22 protein-coding genes are annotated in these 24,905 nt (G+C 38.7%); 11 read left to right on the top strand and 11 right to left on the bottom strand.

Translation table 11 applies throughout. The features are described from left to right. Nucleotides 1–89: 89 nt before the first annotated feature. The gene (locus tag AC0VZ5_RS06895) at nt 90–1,484 is read right to left on the bottom strand and encodes a M28 family peptidase (protein WP_475474662.1); all 1,395 of its coding nucleotides are present in this window, start codon (nt 1,482–1,484) and stop codon (nt 90–92) included. A gap of 263 nt (nt 1,485–1,747) precedes the next feature. Between AC0VZ5_RS06895 and AC0VZ5_RS06890 the strand changes: the two genes are divergently transcribed. The 6 genes from AC0VZ5_RS06890 (at nt 1,748) to AC0VZ5_RS06865 (ending at nt 10,723) form a co-directional block, all read left to right on the top strand. Continuing rightward, nucleotides 1,748–2,203, top strand: a complete 456-nt coding sequence (locus AC0VZ5_RS06890; protein WP_138604889.1) for a phosphate-starvation-inducible PsiE family protein — start codon at nt 1,748–1,750, stop codon at nt 2,201–2,203. A 109-nt stretch (nt 2,204–2,312) separates the two neighbouring features. Next, entirely contained in the window at nt 2,313–4,160 is a 1,848-nt protein-coding gene (locus tag AC0VZ5_RS06885; RefSeq protein WP_475474661.1) for an ABC transporter ATP-binding protein, read from the top strand. Nucleotides 4,161–4,364: 204 nt separating this feature from the next. Continuing rightward, a complete protein-coding gene (locus AC0VZ5_RS06880) occupies nt 4,365–4,877 on the top strand; it encodes a hypothetical protein (protein WP_475474660.1) in 513 nt (170 codons plus the stop codon). A 27-nt stretch (nt 4,878–4,904) separates the two neighbouring features. Next, nucleotides 4,905–6,176: an Ig-like domain-containing protein gene (locus AC0VZ5_RS06875; protein WP_475474659.1), complete on the top strand. Its 1,272-nt coding sequence runs from the start codon at nt 4,905–4,907 to the stop codon at nt 6,174–6,176. A 424-nt stretch (nt 6,177–6,600) separates the two neighbouring features. Continuing rightward, entirely contained in the window at nt 6,601–7,503 is a 903-nt protein-coding gene (yddG, locus tag AC0VZ5_RS06870) for an aromatic amino acid DMT transporter YddG (RefSeq protein WP_475474658.1), read from the top strand. Nucleotides 7,504–7,921: 418 nt separating this feature from the next. Beyond that, a complete protein-coding gene (locus AC0VZ5_RS06865) occupies nt 7,922–10,723 on the top strand; it encodes a collagenase (RefSeq protein ID WP_475474657.1) in 2,802 nt (933 codons plus the stop codon). 54 nt (nt 10,724–10,777) lie between these two features. On the opposite strand, the gene AC0VZ5_RS06860 is transcribed toward AC0VZ5_RS06865, so the two are convergent. After that, on the bottom strand, nt 10,778–11,197 hold the full coding sequence (locus AC0VZ5_RS06860) for an MAPEG family protein (protein ID WP_138604895.1): 420 nt from the start codon (nt 11,195–11,197) through the stop codon (nt 10,778–10,780). Nucleotides 11,198–11,465: 268 nt separating this feature from the next. Between AC0VZ5_RS06860 and AC0VZ5_RS06855 the strand changes: the two genes are divergently transcribed. After that, the gene (locus AC0VZ5_RS06855; protein ID WP_138604896.1) at nt 11,466–12,629 is read left to right on the top strand and encodes a DUF3103 family protein; all 1,164 of its coding nucleotides are present in this window, start codon (nt 11,466–11,468) and stop codon (nt 12,627–12,629) included. Between the two features lie 52 nt (nt 12,630–12,681). Here AC0VZ5_RS06855 and AC0VZ5_RS06850 read toward each other — a convergent pair whose 3' ends face one another. Continuing rightward, a complete protein-coding gene (locus AC0VZ5_RS06850) occupies nt 12,682–13,731 on the bottom strand; it encodes an endonuclease/exonuclease/phosphatase family protein (protein ID WP_475474753.1) in 1,050 nt (349 codons plus the stop codon). 422 nt (nt 13,732–14,153) lie between these two features. Between AC0VZ5_RS06850 and AC0VZ5_RS06845 the strand changes: the two genes are divergently transcribed. Continuing rightward, nucleotides 14,154–15,353 (top strand): Nramp family divalent metal transporter, encoded by a 1,200-nt coding sequence (locus AC0VZ5_RS06845; protein ID WP_475474656.1) that lies wholly within the window; start codon nt 14,154–14,156, stop codon nt 15,351–15,353. 77 nt (nt 15,354–15,430) lie between these two features. Here AC0VZ5_RS06845 and AC0VZ5_RS06840 read toward each other — a convergent pair whose 3' ends face one another. Then, nucleotides 15,431–15,895: a hypothetical protein gene (locus tag AC0VZ5_RS06840; RefSeq protein WP_475474655.1), complete on the bottom strand. Its 465-nt coding sequence runs from the start codon at nt 15,893–15,895 to the stop codon at nt 15,431–15,433. Here AC0VZ5_RS06840 and AC0VZ5_RS06835 point away from each other — a divergent pair. Beyond that, nucleotides 15,880–17,061, top strand: coding sequence for a PQQ-dependent sugar dehydrogenase (locus AC0VZ5_RS06835; RefSeq protein ID WP_475474654.1), 1,182 nt, complete (start codon nt 15,880–15,882; stop codon nt 17,059–17,061). The two genes, AC0VZ5_RS06840 and AC0VZ5_RS06835, sit on opposite strands and share 16 nt — an antisense overlap. Before the next feature lie 4 nt (nt 17,062–17,065). Here AC0VZ5_RS06835 and AC0VZ5_RS06830 read toward each other — a convergent pair whose 3' ends face one another. Then, nucleotides 17,066–17,962 carry an alpha/beta fold hydrolase gene (locus AC0VZ5_RS06830; protein ID WP_475474653.1) on the bottom strand — a complete coding sequence of 299 codons (897 nt, stop codon included), beginning with the start codon at nt 17,960–17,962 and terminating at the stop codon, nt 17,066–17,068. Nucleotides 17,963–18,147: 185 nt separating this feature from the next. On the opposite strand from AC0VZ5_RS06830, the gene AC0VZ5_RS06825 reads away from it, so the two are divergent. Next, complete coding sequence (locus AC0VZ5_RS06825; protein WP_475474652.1) at nt 18,148–19,260, top strand: response regulator; 1,113 nt, start codon at nt 18,148–18,150, stop codon at nt 19,258–19,260. Nucleotides 19,261–19,368: 108 nt separating this feature from the next. Here AC0VZ5_RS06825 and AC0VZ5_RS06820 read toward each other — a convergent pair whose 3' ends face one another. The 5 genes from AC0VZ5_RS06820 to AC0VZ5_RS06800 form a co-directional block, all read right to left on the bottom strand. Beyond that, nucleotides 19,369–19,797: an aspartyl protease family protein gene (locus tag AC0VZ5_RS06820; protein ID WP_475474651.1), complete on the bottom strand. Its 429-nt coding sequence runs from the start codon at nt 19,795–19,797 to the stop codon at nt 19,369–19,371. Between the two features lie 451 nt (nt 19,798–20,248). Next, entirely contained in the window at nt 20,249–20,446 is a 198-nt protein-coding gene (locus AC0VZ5_RS06815) for a transposase (RefSeq protein ID WP_475474650.1), read from the bottom strand. Nucleotides 20,447–20,519: 73 nt separating this feature from the next. Then, nucleotides 20,520–20,939: a GNAT family N-acetyltransferase gene (locus tag AC0VZ5_RS06810; RefSeq protein ID WP_475474649.1), complete on the bottom strand. Its 420-nt coding sequence runs from the start codon at nt 20,937–20,939 to the stop codon at nt 20,520–20,522. 121 nt (nt 20,940–21,060) lie between these two features. Continuing rightward, nucleotides 21,061–21,573 carry a hypothetical protein gene (locus AC0VZ5_RS06805; protein WP_475474648.1) on the bottom strand — a complete coding sequence of 171 codons (513 nt, stop codon included), beginning with the start codon at nt 21,571–21,573 and terminating at the stop codon, nt 21,061–21,063. Between the two features lie 108 nt (nt 21,574–21,681). After that, the gene (locus AC0VZ5_RS06800; protein WP_475474647.1) at nt 21,682–22,176 is read right to left on the bottom strand and encodes a hypothetical protein; all 495 of its coding nucleotides are present in this window, start codon (nt 22,174–22,176) and stop codon (nt 21,682–21,684) included. Nucleotides 22,177–22,424: 248 nt separating this feature from the next. Between AC0VZ5_RS06800 and AC0VZ5_RS06795 the strand changes: the two genes are divergently transcribed. Next, complete coding sequence (locus tag AC0VZ5_RS06795) at nt 22,425–23,393, top strand: integron integrase (protein WP_138604905.1); 969 nt, start codon at nt 22,425–22,427, stop codon at nt 23,391–23,393. A 204-nt stretch (nt 23,394–23,597) separates the two neighbouring features. On the opposite strand, the gene serS is transcribed toward AC0VZ5_RS06795, so the two are convergent. Then, a complete protein-coding gene (gene serS / locus AC0VZ5_RS06790) occupies nt 23,598–24,902 on the bottom strand; it encodes a serine--tRNA ligase (protein WP_138604906.1) in 1,305 nt (434 codons plus the stop codon). Between the last annotated feature and the right edge of the window lie 3 nt (nt 24,903–24,905).

Genomic DNA, 24,905 nt, shown 5'->3' with positions numbered 1-24,905 from the left:
TTAAGGGCATAACAAATAAGGCGCAAGCATAAATAGCGAGCTTAACACCTTATTCGCAGCTGTTTGCTGGGTTTTTAAACAAAACACACTTACTTTATGTTGTGATCAAACGATCCTACATCACCTGGGAATACCACTGGCGATTCAATACCTTGTTTGTTAACACTAGCAACCCCAAAATAGTAGTTATCAATAACCACATTTTTTAGCGTAAATTCACTAACATTATCAACCCATTGACTGTATTGCCATTTTGGCTCACTGGTGTAGCGCCAGTATATACGATAGCCCGCGACATTTTTATCCTCTGTTGGCTGCCAAGAAAGTGTGGTACTGGCGCTTACGGCACCACTAATTTTCACCTCTTTAGGTGGCGCAGGAGCCCACGCCATGGACGCAAGACTTACCGCATTTAATGAAGTTAGCTTTGCCGCGTAATCAAAATCCACCCCATCAATAGTATCACCGTACACTACCCCATTTTCGGTGCGCAGGTCTTGATGTTGGCGATCATAATGCTCGTTGGTTTCCATAATGCGTACAGCCGCAAAACCCGCATCATTAAACGGACGATGATGCCCGCCTCGTGCAAAACGGTCGAGCCTATATACCAGCATGGTATCTAAATTCTCAATGTATTTATCAGCAATGGTGTCTATGTAACGCGCTAAATTACGGCTCGCTGAGTCAACTTCGCCGCCAGTAAAACGACGCGTACGAGCTTGTTCTTTAGTTTCAACTACACGCGTACCTTCAGAAAAAATACGTGCAGTGGTGTTATCGGTTACGCCATTAATGCCGGTAATGTTACCAATCATGTCGTTATTTAAAACACCATGAACCTGCCAGTTATTTTTTTGTGCGTAAGCAGTTAAAATTTTACCGCCAAATAAACCTTGCTCTTCACCTGAGAGTGCTGCAAATACCACTGAGCCATTAAATGTATATTGCGATAACACCCGTGCCGCTTCAATCACACCGGCAACCCCTGATGCATTATCGTTTGCCCCCGGCGAATCGCTAGTAAAGTCCATAACATCACTTACGCGTGAATCTATATCTCCCGACATCATCACTATACGGTTAGGGTCGGTGTTACCGCGCTGAATCGCGATTATATTAACCACTTCTACAGGGTTAGGAATACGCTTTTCTCCTGAAATGGTTTGCTTTACTTCGAGTATTTCTAAACAGCCACCACACTGTGCAGAAATTGCTTCAAATTCTTTTTTTATCCAACGTCTTGCCGCGCCAATACCACGGGTATCCGATTTAGTTTCAGATAAAGTATGGCGAGTACCAAAGTCCACCAGCGTTTGAATATCATCTCCAATACGCTGCGCTGAAATTTGCCCTGCAATTTGGTGCAATGAAGCTTGTTGTGTGGTTTGTGCCGCCACACTATAAAATGACGCGCTACAAACAGATGCAACCGCACTATACTTAATAATCCGAGTAACTAACTTTAAAGGTGAAATTGACATAGCAGTTTAATCCTCATTGTTGATGTTTTTAAAATGACAGCTCTGCAGATATACAGCAATGCATTTGAGATAAACGTTAAAAACCTCAAGTTAAATTACATTTAATTAACACATTCACTTTAGCTACCGCTTGCTCGGTTTGTTCATTTTTACTAGAAAAATAATCACTTATGCTGTTTTGTACGTATACTAAAAAGATAATCACAATTAATCAGCTATCATTTTATATACCCTGTTTAAAAATAATAAGGTGCTGTAAAAATATGAAGAAACACGAAGAATTACCTGAGGATCATGTTGATCCGCTTATGCAGTATTTACATCATGCGATTCGCTTTGCTATTAAAATATTAGCGGTACTCATGGTGCTTGTTATTTTTTGGAGTATTGCTGATGTTGTGTATGTTTTATATATGCGATTGAGCTCTCCCCCTTACTTTTTATTAAACATTGAAGACATTCTACAAACCTTTGGTGCTTTTATGGTGGTGCTTATTGCAGTAGAAATATTTACTAATATTCGTTTATATTTAGGTTCAAGTTCACTACCGGTTGAACTGGTAATTGCCACTGCACTAATGGCCGTTGCCCGTAAAATTATTGTTCTAGATTTAAAATTAGTAACCTCAGAACAAATTGTTGGCCTTGCATTGGTAACGATAGCCTTGGGTATATCTTACTGGCTGGTAAAAAATAAAACCGGTCATACAAAACTTTAAAGCGTTAATTCAACCTAAGATAACGGGTAAACACCTCATTCCCACTGCGTCTTTGTGCTTTACAATGGTATAGTGGGATACCTCTATAAATACTTAATAAGCTTCTAATATGTATCGATTATTTGAACGGATGACTAAACCGTTTCCGGAGCGTTCTCCGTCTCAGCCTCCTAATACCTTATTTGCATTTTGCCGCCATTACACCAAAGGCATGGAACTGTCGTTGGTACTTATGTCTCTCAGTGCCGCATTATTAGCTATTTTAGAAGTGTCTTTATTTAGTTACATGGGACAACTGGTTGACTGGCTTGGCGAGTACACCCCTAAAGAACTTTTTTCGCAGCAACAATCCGAATTGATAAAAATGGGGTTAATGCTCTTGGTTGTGATGCCTGTGGTGGTATTTTTTAGGTCAGCCATTTTACATCAAGCTTTATTAGGCAACTATCCGATGTCGATACGTTGGCTAGCGCATCGTTACTTATTACGCCAAAGTGTTAGCTTTTATCAAAATGAGTTTGCCGGAAGAATAGCCACTAAAGTACTGCAAACCTCATTGGCCGTACGTGAGTCAGTCACTAAGTTACTTGATGTATTAATGTACATTGCCGTTTATTTTGGCTCAATGGTGTTTTTAGTAGCCGCCTCAGATTGGCGCTTAATGCTGCCGTTATTAGTGTGGTTAGCATTATATATTTGCGTGCAAATTTACTTTGTACCACGGTTAAAAAGCATTGCTAGCTCACAAGCTGACGCACGCTCAGAAATGACCGGCCGTATTGTTGATAGCTACACCAATATTTCAACCATTAAGCTGTTTTCTTATACTCAACGCGAAGAGCAATATGCCAAACAAAGCATGGATGTATTTTTACAGCCTGTTTATAAACAAATGCGTTTGGTAACCAGCCTTAACGTGGTTATTCAAAGCTTGAACTATTTACTGGTATTTTCGGTGGCAGCGGTGTCTTTGTATTTATGGTCTTTAAGTGCCATTAGCGCGGGGGCTATTGCCGTGGCATTGAGTTTATCGCTAAGGCTTAATGGTATGGCCCAGTGGATCATGTGGGAAATTAGCAGCTTATTTGAAAACATTGGTACCGTAGCCGATGGTATGCGCACCCTGTCAAACCCAATTGCGGTTGATGACAAGCCAAAAGCCGATAGCTTAAAAGTAACTCAAGGGGCAATCGACTTTAACAATGTACACTTTAATTATGGTAAAGCCGCCAATGAAAATAACCGAGGCCCCGTAATTAACGGTTTAAACTTAAATATTAAACCGGGCGAAAAAATTGGCTTGGTAGGTCGCTCTGGCGCAGGTAAATCCACATTAGTTAACTTGTTGCTACGTTTTTACGATACAGACAGGGGTAGCATTAGTATTGACGGTCAAAATATAACTGATGTAAGCCAAGAAAGCTTGCGCCGCTATATCGCTATGGTTACCCAAGACACATCCTTACTACACCGCTCAGTAAAAGATAACATTTTATACGGCAGGCCCGATGCCACAGAAGCACAAATGCTCGATGCGACCAAACAAGCCAAAGCGCTCGATTTTATAACCGATTTAGAAGACAGCAAAGGCAATAAAGGCTTTGATGCACAAGTGGGCGAACGAGGGGTAACCCTCTCAGGCGGTCAACGTCAACGGATTGCTATTGCTCGGGTGTTACTCAAAAACGCGCCTATTCTTATACTTGATGAAGCCACCAGCGCTTTAGACTCAGAGGTAGAAGCAGCTATTCAAGCCAGCTTAGATGATTTAATGACAGGTAAAACGGTCATTGCTATTGCACACCGATTATCAACCATTGCGCAAATGGACAGGCTCATCGTGCTTGATGAAGGTGGTGTTGTAGAGCAAGGCAGTCACGATGAATTAATTGCCCAAGGCGGCATTTATGCTGCATTGTGGGCACATCAAACCGGCGGCTTTATTGGTATTGAATAAACGCTAATGTGTAAGGTGCTACTTAAGATGCCTTACACACTTAATTAAATTCTTATCTTGATAACATTTTGAATAATTATAATGTATTCGAAAAAGTATAATTAACCGCTAATTATATATTAAGTAAACTGCTCAGCTTGATTAATGCAAGGCGATTTAATACTATTTGTACCCAAAATACCGATGGACTATAAGTTAAGATTTATGGAAAAAATTTTTACACTACTTTTACTTACCGCATCATTCAATAGTTTTGCTGATACTCCATATATTGGTGTTGACTACATGATGAGTGATATCGAAATAAGTAATGAAAACGCGACCCCTAAAGGTGCATTGATACGTGCTGGTATTAGTAACAATAACATGGCTTTTGAAGCGCATTACCTAGCATCAAATACAAGTGATAATATTTATAATAAAGAGTTAAATTTAGACAAAAGCTTAGCCCTATATTTTGTTATGCAATCTGATGTAGTCAATGGCTTTGGTCTGGACGTTTCATTGGGTTATGCAAAAAATCAAGTTGTTGTGTCTAATCCTTCCACATCAATAAATGGTGATTATAAATATGATGGTTTTTCTTGGGGAGTCGCAATGCACCAGCAAATTCCTTATTTAGAAAACACTCAAATAAGACTTGGTTATCAATCCCTTTTCAAAGGTGATGATATTGAAATAACCGGTTATACCTTAGGCTTTGTTTATCACTTTTAGTTATGTATGAAAGGAAGCAATAGAAATATGATTAATACACACAGTTTTTTTAAATTATCTGTAACCGCATTATTTTTTATCAGCGTTACGGGTTGCGGTTCTGAAAGTGATACAACGGATCTTGCAAAAGCAATACAGTTAGACAAACTTCGTTCTGAAGGCACCATTATAGAATCTGTTAAGATAGTTGGAGATCAACAACGCTTAAAGCCAGGTGAGACATTACAATTAAGTGCTACGGGTATAGATAGTAATGGTGACACGCGCGACATTACTAGTGAGTTAACCTGGGAATCTAACGATCCGACTATTGCAACTGTAAATAGTAATGGTGTTGTAAATGCGGTTTCGAGTACTACAGCAAACCAAGGGGCTGTATCTATCACAGGAACTACCATCAATGATATCTCAGGTGAAGGTGAGGTTTCAGTAAGTGATGTCGCAGTCACTGAAATTAACTTAAAAACAGCCGCTTCAAACATTGATTACATTAATACATGTATACCTGCGCAATTATCAGCCGATCTTACCTATGCTGATGGATATACATCTTTAAATACCATTAGAGGTTTAAGTTTTGCTGTTGATAACGGCAGTACTGCAACAATCAACTCTGACGGCTTATTGTTCACATCCGCTCCTGATGTTGAAGATACAACTATTACAGCTAAAATAGACAACGTTCTTGGTAAGCTGACAGTGAAAGCAGATCCTAAAAATTTAGAGTCTATCGATATTTTAGTTAATGATGAGCCAACTGAAGAGATCAATCTTAATATTGGCGATCGCATTCAAGTTAGTGCAATTGCCTCTTTGGTAACGCAAGAACCTAATACAATTAACGATACTATTACTTGGTCGCAAGTAGGAACCCGTTATATTGGTATAACAGATGAAGGCGAAAACAAAGGAACGCTTGTTGCGCTCAAATCTGGTGAAACTCAATTAATTGGCAGCTGTGGCAACAAGCAGAAAATTATTACAGTAACAGTCGATGGTTCTGATGATTTAAATGACCTTCAAATAAATGATGGCAGTACAGCATTAACCATGACTCCTCTTGGTTCAATTAATCTCACACTGACAGCTACTGGCAGTGATGAAACTTCAAGTGTGAATGTAACTGAATTTGCTGATTGGAGCATTAATGGAAGCAGTTTGGTAACTACAAAATTAATTAGCACAGGTACAGAGAATGCGGTTTATAGATTAACCAGTAAAACGAATAGCGCTGGTAGTTTTATTGTTTCAGCGACCTACGATAATCAAGTAAGCAGCGTTCAGGTAAATATTGAATAAATAACCCTTCTATATTTGTGGATGCTATTTAAATTATTTAACTAGGGTCTGTTGGTCTTTTAAGGTTAGATTTGTAGTAATCTGTTTGGCATTTAGGCAATAACGCTGCATCAATGCCAAACAGGCGCTGCCCATGAGCTCTTCCCTAGGGTGGATTTACTCTTTGTTGCCCACTGAATGTAGGTAAGGAGCGTTAGCAAGACGCGAAAACTTTGCTCGGACTTACTTATTCTTACATGGATGTAAGCCAGTAGAATAACGCATGAGCAGTTATCAACTGCTCACGAGGTTACAAACCTCGCGCCACGATTAAAAAGACCCTACATGCTGCTACTACCTATCAGACTAAAAGTTAGTAAAACTAATGCCCTACCCCTTGATATATATTAAAGTGTTACTTTTGTTTTTCATTAAGTAGCTCTCCATGTCTTTTTTAATTAAACATAAATACACCCTCTATGGGGTGCTCGCTATTTTACTTTGGAGCAGTTTAACTGCTTTTGTTCGTGATTTATCGGAGTTATTTAGCCCAATTGGCGGTGCCGCTTTAATTTATAGCGTCAGTGCGATTTTTTTAATGCTTGTCATGGGTGTACCAAAGCTAAACAATTATCCAAAGCGCTATTTAGTCTTTGGTGGCAGCTTATTTGTGATTTACGAAATGTGTTTGGCTTTATCGCTTGGCTTTGCAAATAGTCGCCAGCAAGCGTTGGAAATGGCGATTATTAACTACCTTTGGCCAGCGTTAACTATTTTGTTATCGATTATTGTTAACCGCATTAAAGTAAGCGTATTAGTCTACCCCAGCATACTGATTGCGTTTTTAGGCGTTGCATGGTGCATTGCAGGTAATAGTGGTTTATCTGTGGAAGTATTAACCGCTAATATTAGTGACAATCCAGTAACCTACTCCATGGCATTTGCAGCGGCGTTTATTTGGGCTGTGTATTGCAGTGTAACGGTAAAACTTAGCGAGGGTAAAAATGCCATTAGTGTATTTTTTGCAGCCACGGCAATCTCTTTATGGATAAGTTACGGACTGAGTAATGAACCCAGCTTTGAGTTTAGCCTATATTCTAGCTTGACCTTAGTATTAGCAGGTATTGTTATTGGTGGAGGTTACGCACTATGGAACCAAGCAATCATTGGCGGTAACCTAGTGTTGTTAGGCACCTTATCTTACTTTATTCCTGTGTTATCGACACTATTTGCCTCTATTTACTTATCAATATCGCTCACCAGCGTATTCTGGCAAGGCGTTGTGTTAGTTACATTAGGCTCATTAATGTGTTTTATTGTGACCCGAAAAATCAAGCTAACTCAATAAACCAAGGAATAATTGCGCGGACCGAATTCCCCTCAGACGCGCATCGTATTTTAAAGTGATATTATGAATTCACTATCAGATTCGCTTTAAATAAAACGCCATTAAAGAATATTAATTTAGTCATCTCTTCAAATAACTTTATATAAATCAACAAAACTCACCCGTTTAATAAGCCCTTGCTCACTAAAGACAATAGATACTGAGTTAAAAATATTATGAGTCTACTTATATCTTTAAGTCTACAAGTGCTTCGCATCTAATGCGACTTCATTGCCTCCAAAGCTTAACACCTAACAAACTAAAGTATTAATTTTAAAACTAAAAGTAAAACTTATTGATTGCATGGGGAGAAAAATGATACAACCCTGTACCTCAATTGTGTACTACAGGTTGAGATAATCATTATCAAAGGAAAGTTATGAAAATATATACATTTATTTTGGCCTTACCGCTATTAGGTATCACCAGCTTTGCAACTGCACATTCCCAGCAAGAACGAACGTTTAAACCGCAGCCTGCTATTGTAGAGCGCGTCATGCATCACGGCGTAAACCAATACAGTAATAGCAATGCACCTGTGGCACAATCACAAAAAAAGCCGCAACAGCTACCTCAACAAACGCCAATACAGCAACATATTACAACGAAGAGAATGTTAAGCCAGGTAATGGCCGTTAATTGTGATTTGAATGCCCTTGCTGTTGCAAATCCCATTACGATTATTGACGAAGTAAAGCGCCAAGGTACACGGTGTATCAACGAGTTATTCGCTGCAACCGATCTTCAACCACAGATTTTTACCACCGATAATATGATTGCTGTAGCCAATCATGCTAACTCACTTTCACAAAGTTACACTGGTGGTGGCAATGAGCAGATCGAAGCTTTATTTTTATATTTGCGAACCGGCTTTTATGCAGAGTTTTATAATGACTCTATCGACTTTCCTGCATTGGTAACTCCTAGCGTTGCAGATGCTATTGATGCCTTTGTAAACAATCAACATTTTTATGATAACAACGATGACCATGGTAAAACACTGTCAGAAGTCATTATTACAATGGATAGTGCTGAACAACAACATCGTTATCTTGAAGTTGTTAAGCAATGGCTAACGCGTTTTGATAAAAGTTATGCGAGCAGTTGGAATATGCGTAATGCAGTTAATGGAATTTTTACGTTGCTATATCGCGGGCAGTGGAATGGAGAATTTGTAACGTTAATAGCAAACGATAAAGCTTTAGCAATAAAATTAAGTGAGTTTACGCAAAAACAATGGTTAATTGGATCTGACGGAGAGTTTTTAATAGTAAATGCAGCAAGTGAGCTTGCGCGCCTTAAAAAATATTCTAAAGCAAGTATTCAACCTGATGTAGACGCAGGATTAACTAATATTTTTAATACCTATCAAAGTTATGGCTATGGTGATGCCGTGTGGCTTGGCGCTGCAGACATTGTAAATTATTACACTGATTGCAGTAAGTTTGGTGTTTGTAATTTTGTAGATACACTCATTCAACAAGTACTTTCCCAGCAATATAATTGTAGCAACACCATAAAAATCCGTTCACAGGCGATGACAGCAGCTCAACACGCTGCAGCATGTGATGCAATGCAGGCTGAAGAAGGGTTATTTCATACTAAATTAGCCACAGAAAATATGCCTGTCGCGAATGATTATAACCGTTTTTTATACGTAAATATTTTTGATAGTAGTGACGACTATAGCAAGTATGCCAAAGCCATTTTTGGTATTAATACTAATAATGGCGGAATGTATTTAGAGGGCGATCCTTCTGATACTGATAACGAAGCCAACTTTGTAGCTTATGAAGCAAGCTATGCAAAAGCGGATCATTTTGTATGGAATTTAGAGCACGAATATGTTCATTACTTAGACGGTCGTTTTAACTTATATGGTAACTTCAACTCACCAACCGAAGACATTGTATGGTGGTCTGAGGGGATCGCAGAATACATCGCGAATCAAAATGATAATGAAGCGGCAATAAATACCATTAAAAATGGACAGCGCTTTACCCTGCAGCAAATATTTGCCACTAACTACGATGGTTTTGATCAAGATAGAATTTATCGTTGGGGCTATTTAGGGGTACGCTTTATGTTTGAGCGCTACAAAGAACAACTCAACGCTATGCTCACGGACACACGTCAAGGAAATTGGCGTGCGTACAAAAATAAAACCCAACATTGGGCTAATAACTATGAAAATGAATTTGTGCAATGGTGCGATCAGTTGGTATATGATTCGCCGTTAAATATTGCACCGAGTGCCAATATAAATGGCCCATATTCGGGCCTAGAAAATATCCCTATTACGTTCTCAAGTGTTGGTAGTAACGATAGCGACGGAAATATCGTAAGTTATACTTGGCTCTTTGGCGACGGTATTAGCAGCACAGATGCCAATCCAATACATACTTACACGCAGTCAGGTCAATATACCGTATCATTAACCGTCACTGATAACGATGGCGACATTGATATGAAAACAATTATCGCAACCGTAACTGAAAATACTCAAGGCAATAAACAAACGCTCATAAATGGTCAACCCCTTTTTATTTCTCAAAAGCAAAATACCCAGTTACAGTTTAATTTTGACGTCCCTTTTGGCGCTAGCGAATTAACATTTAGTCTAAATGATGGCTCAGGGGATGCTGATTTATACGTCAGTTATAACTCAGAGCCAACCTTATCTCGCTATGACTGTCGCCCATACCTTGAAGGAAATAACGAACAATGTATTTTCAATCCTGCCCACGTAGGAAACTATCATGTAATGGTAAACGGTTATAATAACTATGATAATGTAAAGCTCACTGCATCATATAAAGAAACGCGTAGTTCACTGCCTGATGCATGTGCAACGTCATCAGGGCAAAGTAAAGGCCGCCTTAAAGATGGTGAAGTCATATGTTTAAGTAACAGTGGTCCAATGTGGTTTGCCATTGCAGATGTAAATAGTCAGTCAGGTATTTCAATAACATCAGCAAATGGTAGCGGTAATATTGACTTAAGTTACTCGAATAGTACTTGGCCAAATGGTAGTAACGAGATTGCAAACTCTGCCAATAGTGCGAATAACGAGTGTATTTTCATTCGTGATCAGGAGCAATTTTGGGGGTACCTAAAAGTCTCTGGAAACAGTGAGGGCGCAAGTCTAGTGGTTGACTTTAATAGTACTGGTTGCCGATAGTATAAATATTTTTTAAAGCGAAAAGCCGATTTGCTTTTCGCTTTAACCATTTAATTAGCTTGCTAATCGCAGTCCCAATAGCACTAACATCACAATGTTTGCAATCACACTTATTAAAAAGAAGTAACTACGCGGGCTGGGGTTTTTCTCGGTGGCGATTGCGTAATACAGTGCCATATGAATTAAGCGTGCAATCACATATACCCATATACATATTGCAAATACCGAGCTGTGGTAATTCATCACAAAAGCAAATAAAACCGTTCCTATAAATAGTGCACTGTTTTCTAAGGTGTTATGAAAAGTACGATGCGCTCTAAATATAAAGCTCCCATGAGATAGCTCTTTATCAATTTTCCCTGGCACTGCACCAGGTTGTTTAGCCTTACTAAACGTCGCAACGGCCCACTGAACTAACATCATAATTAAGTATAGGTAAAATGCTACAAACGCAGAATGTGCAATATCGGTCATTGTTTTTTCCTTTGTGTTGTTATTAGAATAATAGTTAGAGCAACTATTAAGCCAAATTTAACCAACTGATATGTATATAAATTATTTTACAAAATATACATTTTTTGTAATAGATTCCTGCTTTATATAAAAATTACGGTATTTATGTAATGTATATTAAACTTTGACATAATATTAATACTAATTACGTATTTTATAAATTTAACTTGAGCATTTATTCTAATTGTTGTTTTATAGATGTTACTAAAAATGGAACGGCGGAATTTTTATGAAAAATAAAATAACCAAATCTTTAGCTACGGCGGCATTATTGAACTTTATATCAGTACCTGCTTTTTCAGCTCAAGATCATATTGAAAATGCAGAAAGCTTGGTACAGCAAGCTCAATACAAAAACGTAGCAACTATTAAGCGTAATTTCGCAAAGCAAGTAGCGCTTAATTATTCAGTGTTGAATGCTGATTTAAAACAATCAGTAAATAAATATAACTTAGTTTTAAATGCTGATCAGTTATCAACAGTAGCACGGCATACACAACGTAATATAAGTCAGGCAAATAGTGCCTTACAACAGCTTAAAGGCTTACCTAACAATACAGGAAGCTTGTTACAAGTGCGTTTAGCTAGCGAAACCATGCTAACTGATTGGCAACAAGGTGAAAACCCTTTATTCGCATTTGCACCCGCTGGTGACGATAGCCAATGGAGCGAGATTGAAGCGTTCGATCAGTTTGGTAACATTCATTATTTAAGCGTAGACCAAATGCCAACTCAACCTGTTTTTATTGTCGAATTAGATCAGCAAAAAGTACAGGGTGCGGGTATTGCAGTAATGAAAGGAATTTTGTCAGCTAACAAATTCAGCAAAAACATGGTTAGCCCACAAAATCAATTAAATAATGATCAGCCATTACAAACTAGCGTGCTGAAAAAAATACATTTAGAGGATGATAAAGAACCTTGGATTTCAGGTAAAGCAGAAGTCTATGCCATCGTAACGGGGATCGATCCTAGCAGAGATGAACCAATATTAGATATTGTTGATTTACCTTATTTAGATCATGATAAAACCAATTACAGCCCTAATCAGGTTTTAATTCATTGGCAACGTTATCGTTGGCAAGCTGTCGATTTGCTTTTAATGGAGCAAGATGACAACACAAATTATAAAACCTTAGCAATGAAGTTATTAGAAATATCAGAGCAAGTAATGGCAAGCATCCCTGATTTACAAGCACAGGGCTATACTATTATTCCTAAACTCACTAATGAGTTACTTAAAGCAATGCCTGATGAATGGTTTACCAATAATGATGATTATGTCGATGTTTTTTACACACTGTTTGAAAACAAAGAGTATCAAGGTTACAAAGGCGCAAGTAGTAATGCCACCATTACCTTGTCACCTTTAGAGATAAATCCTCGTCAGTAAATAACGACCCGCCACTGTTTGGCATAATAACTAAACAGTGGTGAGTTAATCATTACTCCCGCAGTTTAAGCGTGATACATACAACGCCGTGATCGGTACTTAAATCGTCGCGCTCAAACTCGGGGTTAATTAAATGACGATCGTAAGTATGATAATCGCTTACTTCAAAAAAACTGTCGTCATAGCCAGAATCAAACTCACAAGACAGCAAAATATAATCAAGAACTGAACTGCTTGCGCCAAAGTAATGTGTTGCTTTTCGTAGTGGTTTTAAACCTCGATTATCTTTATCGGTAATACCTTTTATTGGCTCATTAGGTACTTCATCAAGCTCGCAATCATCGTTTAACTTTGTAAATAACTGCCACGCATCGTTAAGACAATATTTTGCAAGGTAAGTTTTACTATCAAACGTAGGGGCAAAACGCAGTGTATTGGTTAGTAAATGGCTTAAAACGCCATCAGCTAGGTCGTTATTAAAATCTCCCATTAATATCATAGGCTGTTGCCTGGCCTCACGACGGCTTATCATTTCTATCATCAGCAATGTTGCTTCACTACCGCGCTGAATAGTTGAGCCCCAGCCACCCGCTACATTTGCTTTTAAAATTTCAATAATGTTTTTTTCAGCGGTTAGTTCTTTATTATTTTCATCAATCTCAATTGATGGCCGTTTAGATTTAAAATGCACCACATAGCAATCGGTATTACCGATATGCGGCAAATTTATTGTGGCTCTAAGAACTTTACGACTAAAGGCAAAATCTTCAGTTAAACCTAAAGTACTGGCAAGCTCATAGTCGTGTTTTACGCTCGCTACTTCAACAATGGGGTATTTTGCTGCTATTGCCACAACGGGGCGTTTATAAATAAAATCATCTATTACCTGTGGCTCATCCACCACAGCAAAGTGCGCATAACCTTGCTGCTTTACTAATTCTCTAAGCGACTCAATGCTAAACACTTCCTGAAAGCCAATTACATCGGGCTGATGCTCGGTTAAATAATCAATAATCCAGCGCTGTTTTTTTGCCCATTGCTCTGCGGTATATATCCGCTCAAACTCATAATAAGCATTAGGTGGTTCAAGATAATTAAACAGGTTAAATGTGGCTATTTTTAATGTTGAATTAGTTATTATCATCTCAGAGGATTGTTCTGAGTTATCAGTTAAAGGGGATGTATTACAGTCGCTAATAATGGTCGCCTTTGAAAGTTTATATTGTGTGCTATTGTCAACATCATATAAGATTTTTGCTTGGTACCAAAGCTTGATAATAATTAACACTGATCAAATCGTGCAAAGTTTAAGCAAACGCACCGTATCCCCTTTAAATTTATATACAAGTTGGTATGCTACGCGACCTTTTTTAACATATGGTTAGCAAAAAAAGGCAAAGCCAAGGGGCGGCTAATGCTGCAAGGCACTTAGTATAAGTGGCAGCAATAATTACAGGCATCGCGTTATAAAACGTTAGGTGTAACTTTAAATAGCAATATAAAAAACACTATTAGGGTCAAACTATGCGATTAGGACCAGGACTACTCGTCACCGCTGCCTTCATTGGACCAGGGACTATTACCACCGCGAGCGTAGCGGGTGCAAACTTTGGTTTTGCACTAATATGGACGCTACTATTTTCAGTAATTGCCACCATATTATTACAATCTATGGCGGCACGCCTAGGCGTAGCCACCGGGCAAGACTTAGCACAAGCACTAAGAGCCCATATTGAAACTCCCCTATTTAAATCTCTTGCTATATTTTTAGTGATCAGCGCCATTGGTGTTGGCAGTGCCGCCTACGAGGCTGGTAATTTAAGCGGTGCCAGCATGGGATTAATTGAAATATTCCCTCAGGTAAATGCCCAACTTTGGACACCACTGATTGCATTTTTAAGTGCCGTATTACTGTATAGCGGTAAACACAAAGTTGTTGAAAATGCGCTTATTTTACTAGTGATTTTAATGAGCCTAGTGTTTATCTCTACGCTTGTTATGGCGGCTCCCTCGCTCAGTGACATATTAGCTGGTTTTGTTCCTAGCATGCCAGAGGGCTCAGTTACCACAGTATTAGCATTGGTAGGTACGACCATAGTGCCATATAACTTATTTTTACACTCAGGGTTACTGGCTGCTCGCCATGACAGCAAGAGTGACAAACAAAAAGTAATTAAAGAAACCAATATAGATACGGGCGTGTCCATCACCCTAGGTGGTGTGATCACCTTAGCTATTTTATCAACCGCATCAGTGGCATTTTATGGCACCGATGCAGGGCAAATTAGCGCTGCCAATATGGCGGTGCAGCTTGAGCCATTACTTGGCGATGCCGCCCATTACTTTTTTGCTATTGGTTTATTTGCCGCAGGTTTAACCAGCGCAATAACTGCTCCTCTTGCCGGCGCTTATGCCGTATGTGGCATGTTAGGTTGGTCAAATAAAATGGATAACGTTCGCTTTAAAAGCGTTGCCATTGTTATTTTATTATTTGGTGCGGCGGTGGCTTCTCTGGGTTTAGACCCTGTCTCGGTGATAATTTTTGCCCAAGCCGCTAACGGTTTACTGTTGCCAATTGTAACTGCCTACCTTGTTTGGCTAGTTAATCAAAGCTCTGTAATGGGTAAATACACTAACTCAGTGTTGGTAAACCTATTTACTTTACCAGTGTTAGTGCTTATTTTTGGCCTAAGTAGTTACAAGCTCTTTAGTTTGATTTTTTAATACTACTCTGCGATTTATGAACACACAAAAGCCGCTGTATTAATAGCGGCTTTTTACATTGTATTGCAGACCAATACTCACTTAAAACCGTGATGCTCTGCCTTTTGCTTATTTGCCTTAATGAGTTTTGCAAATACATAACCCCCTACTGCACCTGCACATAATTGCGCATAAAACCCCCAGCCTCGTGCACCCGCAATAATAGTAATATTCATAATAGATTCAATAGCAATTAACGCTGTTGCAAACGCTACAATACCCGCAGTTACAAATAATTGTATCCCCTGATTTTTAAGCTTTTTCGCGATAAACCAGGTCACAAAAAATGCGAGAGCAAGTGCAATCGCAATAATAGCGCCGTAAGTAGGTAGCAAGCCAAGCCAATCTTCAAGGGTTAAATTAACACGATCATTAAAGCCCACCACTACACCTACATTAACTAATTGATTGACAACGTATTGGCTATGAAACAAGCTAGCAAGAGTGAATGTAAGCAACCAAGAAACTAAAAATGACGGGAGTATACGTGTTAAAAACTGCATGGTTATCTCAACTTAAAATGAAATTTTTTTCTTACACTAGCAAAGGCTTGCAGTGTAAACAATCTTTGTGTGGTATTACGCTACTTTCGCTTTTAGTGTTGTCTTGTAACGCCAGTGCCAAACTACCAACACAGCAATATACTGCTAGTACCTTAGCAACAGACCTCAATTCACCATGGAGCATGGTTAAGCTCCCAAACGACATCTGGTTAGTTACAGAGCGTGATGGCCATGTTGTTATCATTAAAAACAATCAACAAAGCCGAGTTAAAATAAACTTCGAGGGCTTATACGTTGCAGGGCAAGGCGGTTTACTCGATATAGTACTTTCGCCAAATTACAGTGAATCAAAAGAACTGATATTCACATACGCTCAAGGTGAGCTTGATGCAAATAGGCTCGTTATTGCCAAAGCTAGGTTTGATGGTACGCAATTTTCAACGCCAAAAATTATTTATAAAGTTGCCACCGATAAAGACACACCACAGCATTATTCTGGCCGCGCACTTGTATTGCCCGATAATAGCTTATTGTTTTCAAGTGGTGATGGTTTTGACTACCGCGAGCAAGCACAGGTTATAACCAGCCAGTTAGGAAAAGTGCTACGAATTAATTTAAATGGCACTATTCCAAGCGATAATCCGTTTATTAAACATGAAAACGCTAACGCGCATGCTATTTATTCATTTGGTCATCGTAACCTTCAAGGCTTAGTGTACGACTATGATACCAAGCAAATCATTAGCCACGAACACGGCCCCGAAGGCGGCGATGAGCTCAACTACTTAAAGGCTGGCACCAATTACGGCTGGCCAGTAATCACTAACGGCGACGATTATTCACAAGCACGTATTTCCCCCTTTAGAGACTACCCCGGAATGGCTAAACCAACCGTAGATTGGACGCCTTCAATTGCGCCATCAGGCATGGCATATTATGGTTCTACGCATACAGCCTTCCCTTCACTGCAACGTCACGTGCTTATTACTACATTAGTCGATAAGAAGCTCTACAGTGTTAATTTAGCAGATGGTGAATACACCCAGTCGCATATTTTCCCAGAGGCTACAGGTAGGCTCAGAGATGTATTTGTTACTGCTGAAGGTAATGTAGCGATATTAACGGATGGCAAAGAGGCAAAGCTGATGCTGGTAACGCCAAACTAGTCATTTATTTTAACGTATGAAAATCAAAAAATGACTGAGTTATTTGAATTGGTTGTTCTAATTGCGGGTAATGGCCTACCCCTTCTAGTTCAATAATATCTGGATTAGTGATTAATTCGCGATAACGTTTAACCATATGACGACCCGAAACGGGGTCGTCCATACCGCAAATTAACCGCATGGGTACATCTGCTTGTTGTAAAGCGCTCACCCAACGAGCGCGATGTAATTTACGCTCTGTGATGTAATAAATCAGTTTTGCCATGACTGGCTTGCCCTGTTTATATGCAATTAACTGCCACAACTCCTTGAGTTCTTTCTCAGCAAGTGGCGTCGCGCATATATTATCAAAATTACGCTTAAAGCTTTTATAGTTTGCAAGTCGCGACACTAAAGAGCCTATGGGGCTAAGTAACAACTTTTGCAATAATACCGGTTTATGTGTTTCTGGAAATAACCCACCGTTAAGAAAGTAAACGCTCTGTATTTTTATGGCATGCGGCTCATTTAAATTGCTTCTAGCAAGTAGCTCTTGCGCTACCGTATCACCATAATCGTGGCTTAAAATATGCGTTGCCTTTACATTAAACACCTTTAAAAAATATGTCAGTAAATCCGCTTGCATATTTATGGTGTAAGTAACATTTTGAGGTTTGTCACTAAAACCAAAACCCAGCATATCGAGGGTAAATACCTTAAAGTGTTGAGCCAGCGCAGCCCATTGATTATGCCAATCCCAACTTGCGGTTGGGTAGCCATGGATCAGTAATAAACACGGCGCGTGCTGTTTGCCTTGCACATGATATCCAATCTCATGACCTTGAAATTCAAACGTCGATTGGCTCTTATGCCACGAAGCTAATGAATCAGTGATTGTTGTAGTGTTACTAATGACATTCATGACAATTTCGCTGCTTTTATAAGGTGATAAACGAGATGAATTAGGTATCTACCATAATTAACTTTTTATCTGATATTACTTAAATATCCTATGAAAATGTACATAAATTTATTATTTGCGGGTAGCCATTTCCATGACTAATATCATTTAAGATAGGACGACAATAACTAAATTAAGGAGCCAAAGTGAAAATATTGTCCGTTGACGATAACCCTCAAAATAGAAACATCATGGAAATTGCGCTTTCCAAGCAACACGATATTACTTCATCTGATGGAACCGAACCAATATTAGCGCTAATGGAACAGCATCAACCACAAGTCGTCCTGATGGATATTTTACTTAGTAATGGCCTTACTGGTTACGATTTAGTTGAACAAATAACTCAATCCGGTGAATACGATGATTGCGAAATTATATTTATATCCGCTTTAACATCAAGTGAAGACAAACTCACAGCATATGGGTATGGCGGCGATGATTATATTGCCAAGCCAGTAGACTTTAAGGAACTTAACGAAAAATTAAAGCGTGTTGAACTGCGTATTACAGAGCGAAATAATCTAAAAGAAATGTACGATGTTGCCTCTACAACTGCTTTTACCTCAATGCAACAAGCAAGTGAACTCGGAGAGTTAGTCTCGTTCTTTACTGACAACCTTGACGTAACCGATTTAGATGCATTATTTGCTAACGTACAGCAGTACTTTACCAATGCAGGCGCTAGCTGCTGTGTAGAGTTTAGGGTAGCAAACCAATATCACCAATTTCCAAAACAAACTATTTCTGAACTGGAAAAAGAAATTCTTGAACTAGGCAGAAGAGCAAAACGAATAGTGCCATTTAGCTCTAACCTATTATTTAACGCGCCTGCTTGCTCAATACTTGTAAAAGGAATAAATGCAAAAGACGAAGGCTTCCTTGGACGACTTCGAGATAATTTTGCTATTTTACTTACTATTATAGAAAGCCGAATGGAATTTATTGAACAGCAATTAGAAAAAGCGACGATACGTCAACAAGCTTTAAACACCCTCAAGAGCCAACTTGCTGATGATTTTAGTACTATAAATAAACTATGCTCAGAGCAAGATAAGCAAGTAAAAATACTCGTTAATGATTTATCTCAAGCTATACAATCAAAAATGATCACTCTAGGTTTGGATGAAGAGCAAGAGTCGGAGCTAGTCGGGTTAGTTGATGAAACGAAAGAAATTGTAGAAGAAACCTTAGTCCTGTCTTTTACACTAGAAGAAAAATTACAAGCCATAACAAAACGCTTAAAAGCAGTTGAATAATATAAGTACAATGTATAGACCAAGCTTGACAGAACCATAGAACTCTGTTGGGTGGCGCCTTCGGCTTAACCAACCTACCTTTTAACGTAGGTCTGATAAGTGCTTCAATTACTCACCACCTGCTAACGGCTCACTAATTGTCAGTGTATTAGTACCAAAATCTAACACTGCTTGGTATTTCCTAAAAAATGGAGAGCCTAATAACCCATGTATTACTTTATCACCACCAGCGGGCTGAACATGGTCTAGGTTTAGTGAAACAAACTCTGTACTTTCATACAACTGCCCTGCTAATTCAAATTTTAAAACGTCTATTAAGCCCATTTCGTGGTCGGCTGTACCTAAGCCTGCGGCATTTTCTTCACTTAGTTTCTCTTGTATTCCAAGCTTTTTAATACATGCCCTATCCAAAACAGATGCACCCGCCGCTGTATCTAAAATTAAATTTACTTGATGTCCGTTGATCTCAGCCTGAATAATTTGATGACCAGTTTCTGTTACTTCAAATTTCAAACTTATGGTTTTGACTAATTCCATGAATGTTCCTTATTCTATATTTAGGTTAATTATTAGACACTACATTACAAACACTTATGAAACAACCCACCTTATAAATAAGTAAACAAATGGCTTTTCACCAACGCCTATATCGTAATTATAATATGCTAAAAATAACCCCCAAAAACGCACAAAACTTATATTGGCAAAGCAATATTAATTCACAAAGAGGATAACAGGCGCTGCGCTTTTAGAGGAAAATAACAGGTTGAATTAAGGCGTTTGGAGAAATTTAAGTTCTGATGTCTGAAGTCAAGATTTGACCCCTTTTAGTTTAGACCCCTTTTAGTTTAATAGTTAGAACTTAACTAATTACGCTCAATTGTTATCTGAGTACTTTTATTAATGAAGAACTTAATTCACAAAGAGGATAAGAGACGCCGCGCTTTTAGAGGAAAATAACGGCTTAAATCAAGCCGCTTTGAAGAATTTAAGCTCTGATGTCTGAAGTCAAGATTTGACCCCTTTGGTACTTTTTTCGCCAACGACTCAGCATTAACGGATGAATATCTAGCGCCTCGGCAACGTCCTTTGATATGACATCGTCTCGTAAGCTTAGTTCGACTGCTTTGATTTTAAAATTAACTGGGTAAAACCATGTCTTTCTAGGTTGGGTATATCTAGGCATTTTAGCCTCCTCAAAGTAATGAGGAGGTGTCCACTAAAACGGGTGAGGAGCATTGTCCTTATTTATTAGCTTGTTATATGCCCAGTTGCTTCTGTAAGAAATAACTAGTGTGACCTTCAGGCATATCAGGTAATTCCCCAAAAACTGAATAACCTGCTTTGATATAAAAATCTAGCGCTTGGAATGTAGTCGTTTCCAACCTAATGCTAGGGGTATTTTGAGATAAAGCATATTCCTCCATACGAGATAATAATTTTGTTCCCCATCCACCTTCACGAATACTTTCATCAATCCAAAGTCCCTGAATATGCATCCAGTTCCAGTTGATTTCACCTAGAATGCCGCCAAGAATCACACCTGATTCATCTTTTATGAATGAAGATATTTTTTCTCTAAACACAGTACCAGTATGCGATTCGTTAAATTCCGTCAAACCAGTTTTCAGGGCTTCAAATTCATTATCTTGTGGTGGGAGAGGATTAGTTAATTCCATAATTATGCTACGAACTCCGTTTGGGTATATAACGCTAAGCTAAGCGGAAAAATACAGTTAGGCTAAACTGCGCGTAGCGCGAGCCAACTGTAATTTTTCCGTTTGAGCGCCTTGTTATGTTTTAATATTCTAACTCTTGTGCAGCTCTAGCTGATGACTCTTTGAGTTCTCTTTTTATTTGTTCAATCGATTGTTCTACATATTTTATTGTCTGTATAGCCGGACTCAATTCGGCTCTGATGATACGGCCACTAACACTTACAGCAGCTTCTTCGGCTGCTGAACGTGCCATTTTTAGTAATTTTTCTTCATGATTGATAATCCGATCATCAATGTGAGATAAACGATTAGCAAGGCCTTCAGACTTTGATATGAGATCACGAAGTGCTTTCTTAAGTGATGTAATTTCTTTTTCAAGAGACTCTATCTTCTTAATAGCATCGTTAAGTAAAACTTTTTGCTCTTTCATATCAAGTTTTAATTCAGCTCTATCATCTTCTAAATCTTTAATTCTCGAAGACATGATTAAGCTAAGTTTTTTATGGCTATAGTTTTGAAATAACGCAAAGCCTGATGCAATAACACCTACACTACCTAAACCTGTTGAAACAGCAATTCCAATATCTATGTCCACAAAACTCTCCTTAAAACATAACGCCTTGCTAAGCGGAAAATTGTAGCTGGCTAAAATTAGCGAGGAACGAGCAAAAGCCAGCTGGAATTTGTCCGTTTGAGCAACTTGTTATAAATCGTGGCCTAATGACTTAACGTGGTCGATAACTAAACCATGACCACCTAATAATGCAGACAATCTTATTTTGGCGCCACTTTCAAAAGTTAAAGTATACCAATTAGGGGTAGAGTGAAACTTTACTTGTTTTAAATTAACCCACAATTCATCTTTTGATCCAGACCAAGGAGTATGAAATTGAATTGATGTTTCATCAAAGCGACCATGAACCTTGAATGCTTCACCAAACGAATAAATTGCACCGATACCAAAACCAACGATTAAGCCAATTAAAGGGTAAAAGTCTCGTTCATGGTTATATTCAGTAAACAATAAAACATATAAACACCCTAACGAAAAAGCTAAACAACACCAAAATAAACCAGAAATCAAAACTCCAAATTTTAATTGACCATCTGTTGTTTTATGACTGATTTTAGATGAAACGATTGTGCATAGAATTACAGCAATGATGCCACCTATAATTCCACTATAATTTAAATCCATGCTCCGAAGTTCCTTGAGATTTATAACAATTTAATATCGACCCTAAGGGTCGTTTTTTACCCAACATTGGATCTGTAATATCTTATCTATATTAATAACAAAATATCTTTTATTATTCTATATCAAATATATAACTAATTAACATTTTACTAGGAACCGACAAAAACAACCCATCGGGTCGATTTCTTGACTATAGGGGCATCCAAGCTATAACTGTATATATATACAGTTAAAGTTTTAGGGTATTTATGAAAACACAATCACCATTTTTGAATTACATTTCTGACTATATGTTAGTTAGACAATACTCACTTAGGACCATTAATACCTATTTAAAGTGGATTGCTTCTTATATTCATTTTCATAAAAAAAGACATCCTGCTTCAATGGGAAATAACGAAGTTGTCAGCTATTTGGACTACCTTGTGTTAACAAAAAACGTAGCGCCTAAAACTCAAGCCACTGCTTTAAATGCATTAGTTTTTTTATATAAACACATTATTAAAAACGAGTTATGTTTAGACTTAACTTTTATCAGAAGCAAGCGTCAGCCCAAGTTACCCATAGTGATGACGCCAGAAGAAGTTAAAGTGCTCATGTCGCATTTAAGTAAACGTTACTATCTTATTGCTGGGCTAATGTACGGTAGTGGACTAAGAGTGATGGAGGCTGTTCAGCTAAGGGTTCAAGATATTGACTTTGATTATAAGAGTATTCGAATATGGAATGGTAAAGGCAATAAAAACAGGATTGTGACGCTTGCCACTGAGTTAATCCCTTTACTTAGAAATCAGATCGCACAGGTTGATGAATACTTACAATTAGACTCACACAATGAGCAATATGCTGGCGTTTGGATGCCTCATGCACTTGCAAAGAAATATCCAGCTGCTAATACGTCTTTAGGCTGGCAATATTTATTTCCGTCTCATCAATTAAGTACCGATCCTGAAACTGGAGAAATAAGACGGCACCATTTTCACCAAACAGGCGTTCGCAAGGCGATTAAAAAGGCTGTAAGAATGGCAAAGTTAACCAAACTTATCACGCCACATACTTTACGCCACTCCTTTGCAACTCATTTACTACAAAGCGGAGCTGACATAAGGACCGTACAATCTCAGTTGGGTCACTCGGACGTTAAAACAACACAAATTTATACGCATGTTTTACAACAAGGTGCTAATGGCGTAATTAGTCCTTTTTCTAGGTTATAAAGCTGGTTAGAAAAGTACAAATTGGTCCTTATCAAAAATAAACGCGCTAAAGCACGCCCTTGTATCTACAGGTGAGCAGAAACTTTAATCTCACAGCTCGCTAACTTGCTAACTGAACCCTGGTCAACAAAAAAAGCCGCTGTTTGTTAAAACAGCGGCTTTCTAAAACTTATAGCTAAAAACTGACAGCTTACAGCTAGTACTTTAAGCTTTACCAATCACTTCAAGTCCACCCATGTATGGGCGTAATACTTCTGGTACTACTACTGAGCCGTCGGCTTGTTGGTAGTTTTCAAGTATTGCGACAAGCGTACGACCAACCGCTAAACCCGAGCCGTTCAGTGTGTGTAAAAGCTCTGGTTTTTTAGCGCCTTCACGACGAAAACGTGCTTGCATACGGCGTGCTTGGAAATCAACCATGTTTGAACATGATGAAATTTCGCGATAGGTGTCTTGCGCTGGTAACCATACTTCTAAATCGTATGTTTTAGCTGCGCCGAAGCCCATATCGCCCATACATAAAATCACTTTACGGTATGGCAATTCAAGCGCTTGTAAAATTTGCTCTGCATGGCCTGTTAGCTCTTCAAGCGCTTGCATTGAATCTTCTGGTTTTACAAGCTGAACTAGTTCAACTTTATCAAACTGGTGCTGACGGATTAAACCGCGTGTATCGCGACCGTAGCTGCCTGCTTCACTTCTAAAACATGGCGTGTGCGCTGTTAAGCGAATTGGTAAATCGCTTTCTTCGTAAATTTCATCACGTGCGCTGTTTGTAAGCGGTACTTCTGCCGTAGGAATAAGGCTAAAGCCAGCTTGCTGCTCGCCATCATCGTTCACTAGGCCTAATGTGTGGAATAAATCACCCGCAAACTTAGGTAATTGGCTGGTGCCGTAAAGACTTGCACTATTAACTAAGTACGGTACATACATTTCTGTGTAGCCGTTTGTGTCTGTGTGGGTATCTAGCATGTATTGGGTAAGTGCTCGGTGCATACGTGCTACTTGGCCGCGCATTACGGTAAAACGTGCGCCACTAATTTTAACGCCCATTTCAAAGTCTAAGCCGTTTAGGTCTTGCCCTACATCAACATGGTCTTTAACTTCAAAATCGTAATTTTTAGGGGTGCCCCACGTTAAAATTTCTACGTTGTCGTCTTCGTCAGCGCCCTCTGGTACCGACTCGTCCGGTAAATTTGGAATTGCTAAGGCAATTTGTTTAATTGCTTCTAACACTTCATCTTGCTCAGCTTTAGCCGCATCTAATTCGCTGCCTAAGTTAGCAACTGCGTCTAGCAATGGCTGTGCGTCTTCGCCTTTTGCTTTCGCTTGACCAATGGCTTTAGCACTGGCGTTACGTTGACTTTGAAGTTCTTGCGTTTTTACTTGTAATGTTTTGCGTTTTTCTTCAAGTTCAGTCACTACCGCTACATCTAGTTCATAACCACGTGCGGCTAAACGTGCTGCAGTTTGTTCGACATCTTGACGTAAATATTTAGAATCTAACATGTT

The organism is Pseudoalteromonas sp. QJM3NY_12 (assembly GCF_056173165.1).
Note: the sequence above shows the minus strand (reverse complement) of the source record. Positions and strands in the feature narration are given on the sequence as shown.

What these genes read in the sequence shown, in the direction of transcription:
- AC0VZ5_RS06845 (WP_475474656.1), top strand. Translation starts at nt 14,154, where the DNA reads ATGCGATTAGGACCAGGACTACTCGTCACCGCTGCCTTCATTGGACCA.
- AC0VZ5_RS06885 (WP_475474661.1), top strand. Translation starts at nt 2,313, where the DNA reads ATGTATCGATTATTTGAACGGATGACTAAACCGTTTCCGGAGCGTTCT.
- AC0VZ5_RS06815 (WP_475474650.1), bottom strand. Translation starts at nt 20,446, where the DNA reads ATGCCTAGATATACCCAACCTAGAAAGACATGGTTTTACCCAGTTAAT.
- AC0VZ5_RS06895 (WP_475474662.1), bottom strand. Translation starts at nt 1,484, where the DNA reads ATGTCAATTTCACCTTTAAAGTTAGTTACTCGGATTATTAAGTATAGT.
- yddG (WP_475474658.1), top strand. Translation starts at nt 6,601, where the DNA reads ATGTCTTTTTTAATTAAACATAAATACACCCTCTATGGGGTGCTCGCT.
- AC0VZ5_RS06860 (WP_138604895.1), bottom strand. Translation starts at nt 11,197, where the DNA reads ATGACCGATATTGCACATTCTGCGTTTGTAGCATTTTACCTATACTTA.
- AC0VZ5_RS06800 (WP_475474647.1), bottom strand. Translation starts at nt 22,176, where the DNA reads ATGGATTTAAATTATAGTGGAATTATAGGTGGCATCATTGCTGTAATT.
- serS (WP_138604906.1), bottom strand. Translation starts at nt 24,902, where the DNA reads ATGTTAGATTCTAAATATTTACGTCAAGATGTCGAACAAACTGCAGCA.
- AC0VZ5_RS06820 (WP_475474651.1), bottom strand. Translation starts at nt 19,797, where the DNA reads ATGGAATTAGTCAAAACCATAAGTTTGAAATTTGAAGTAACAGAAACT.
- AC0VZ5_RS06855 (WP_138604896.1), top strand. Translation starts at nt 11,466, where the DNA reads ATGAAAAATAAAATAACCAAATCTTTAGCTACGGCGGCATTATTGAAC.
- AC0VZ5_RS06795 (WP_138604905.1), top strand. Translation starts at nt 22,425, where the DNA reads ATGAAAACACAATCACCATTTTTGAATTACATTTCTGACTATATGTTA.
- AC0VZ5_RS06840 (WP_475474655.1), bottom strand. Translation starts at nt 15,895, where the DNA reads ATGCAGTTTTTAACACGTATACTCCCGTCATTTTTAGTTTCTTGGTTG.
- AC0VZ5_RS06830 (WP_475474653.1), bottom strand. Translation starts at nt 17,962, where the DNA reads ATGAATGTCATTAGTAACACTACAACAATCACTGATTCATTAGCTTCG.
- AC0VZ5_RS06875 (WP_475474659.1), top strand. Translation starts at nt 4,905, where the DNA reads ATGATTAATACACACAGTTTTTTTAAATTATCTGTAACCGCATTATTT.
- AC0VZ5_RS06865 (WP_475474657.1), top strand. Translation starts at nt 7,922, where the DNA reads ATGAAAATATATACATTTATTTTGGCCTTACCGCTATTAGGTATCACC.
- AC0VZ5_RS06890 (WP_138604889.1), top strand. Translation starts at nt 1,748, where the DNA reads ATGAAGAAACACGAAGAATTACCTGAGGATCATGTTGATCCGCTTATG.
- AC0VZ5_RS06880 (WP_475474660.1), top strand. Translation starts at nt 4,365, where the DNA reads ATGGAAAAAATTTTTACACTACTTTTACTTACCGCATCATTCAATAGT.
- AC0VZ5_RS06810 (WP_475474649.1), bottom strand. Translation starts at nt 20,939, where the DNA reads ATGGAATTAACTAATCCTCTCCCACCACAAGATAATGAATTTGAAGCC.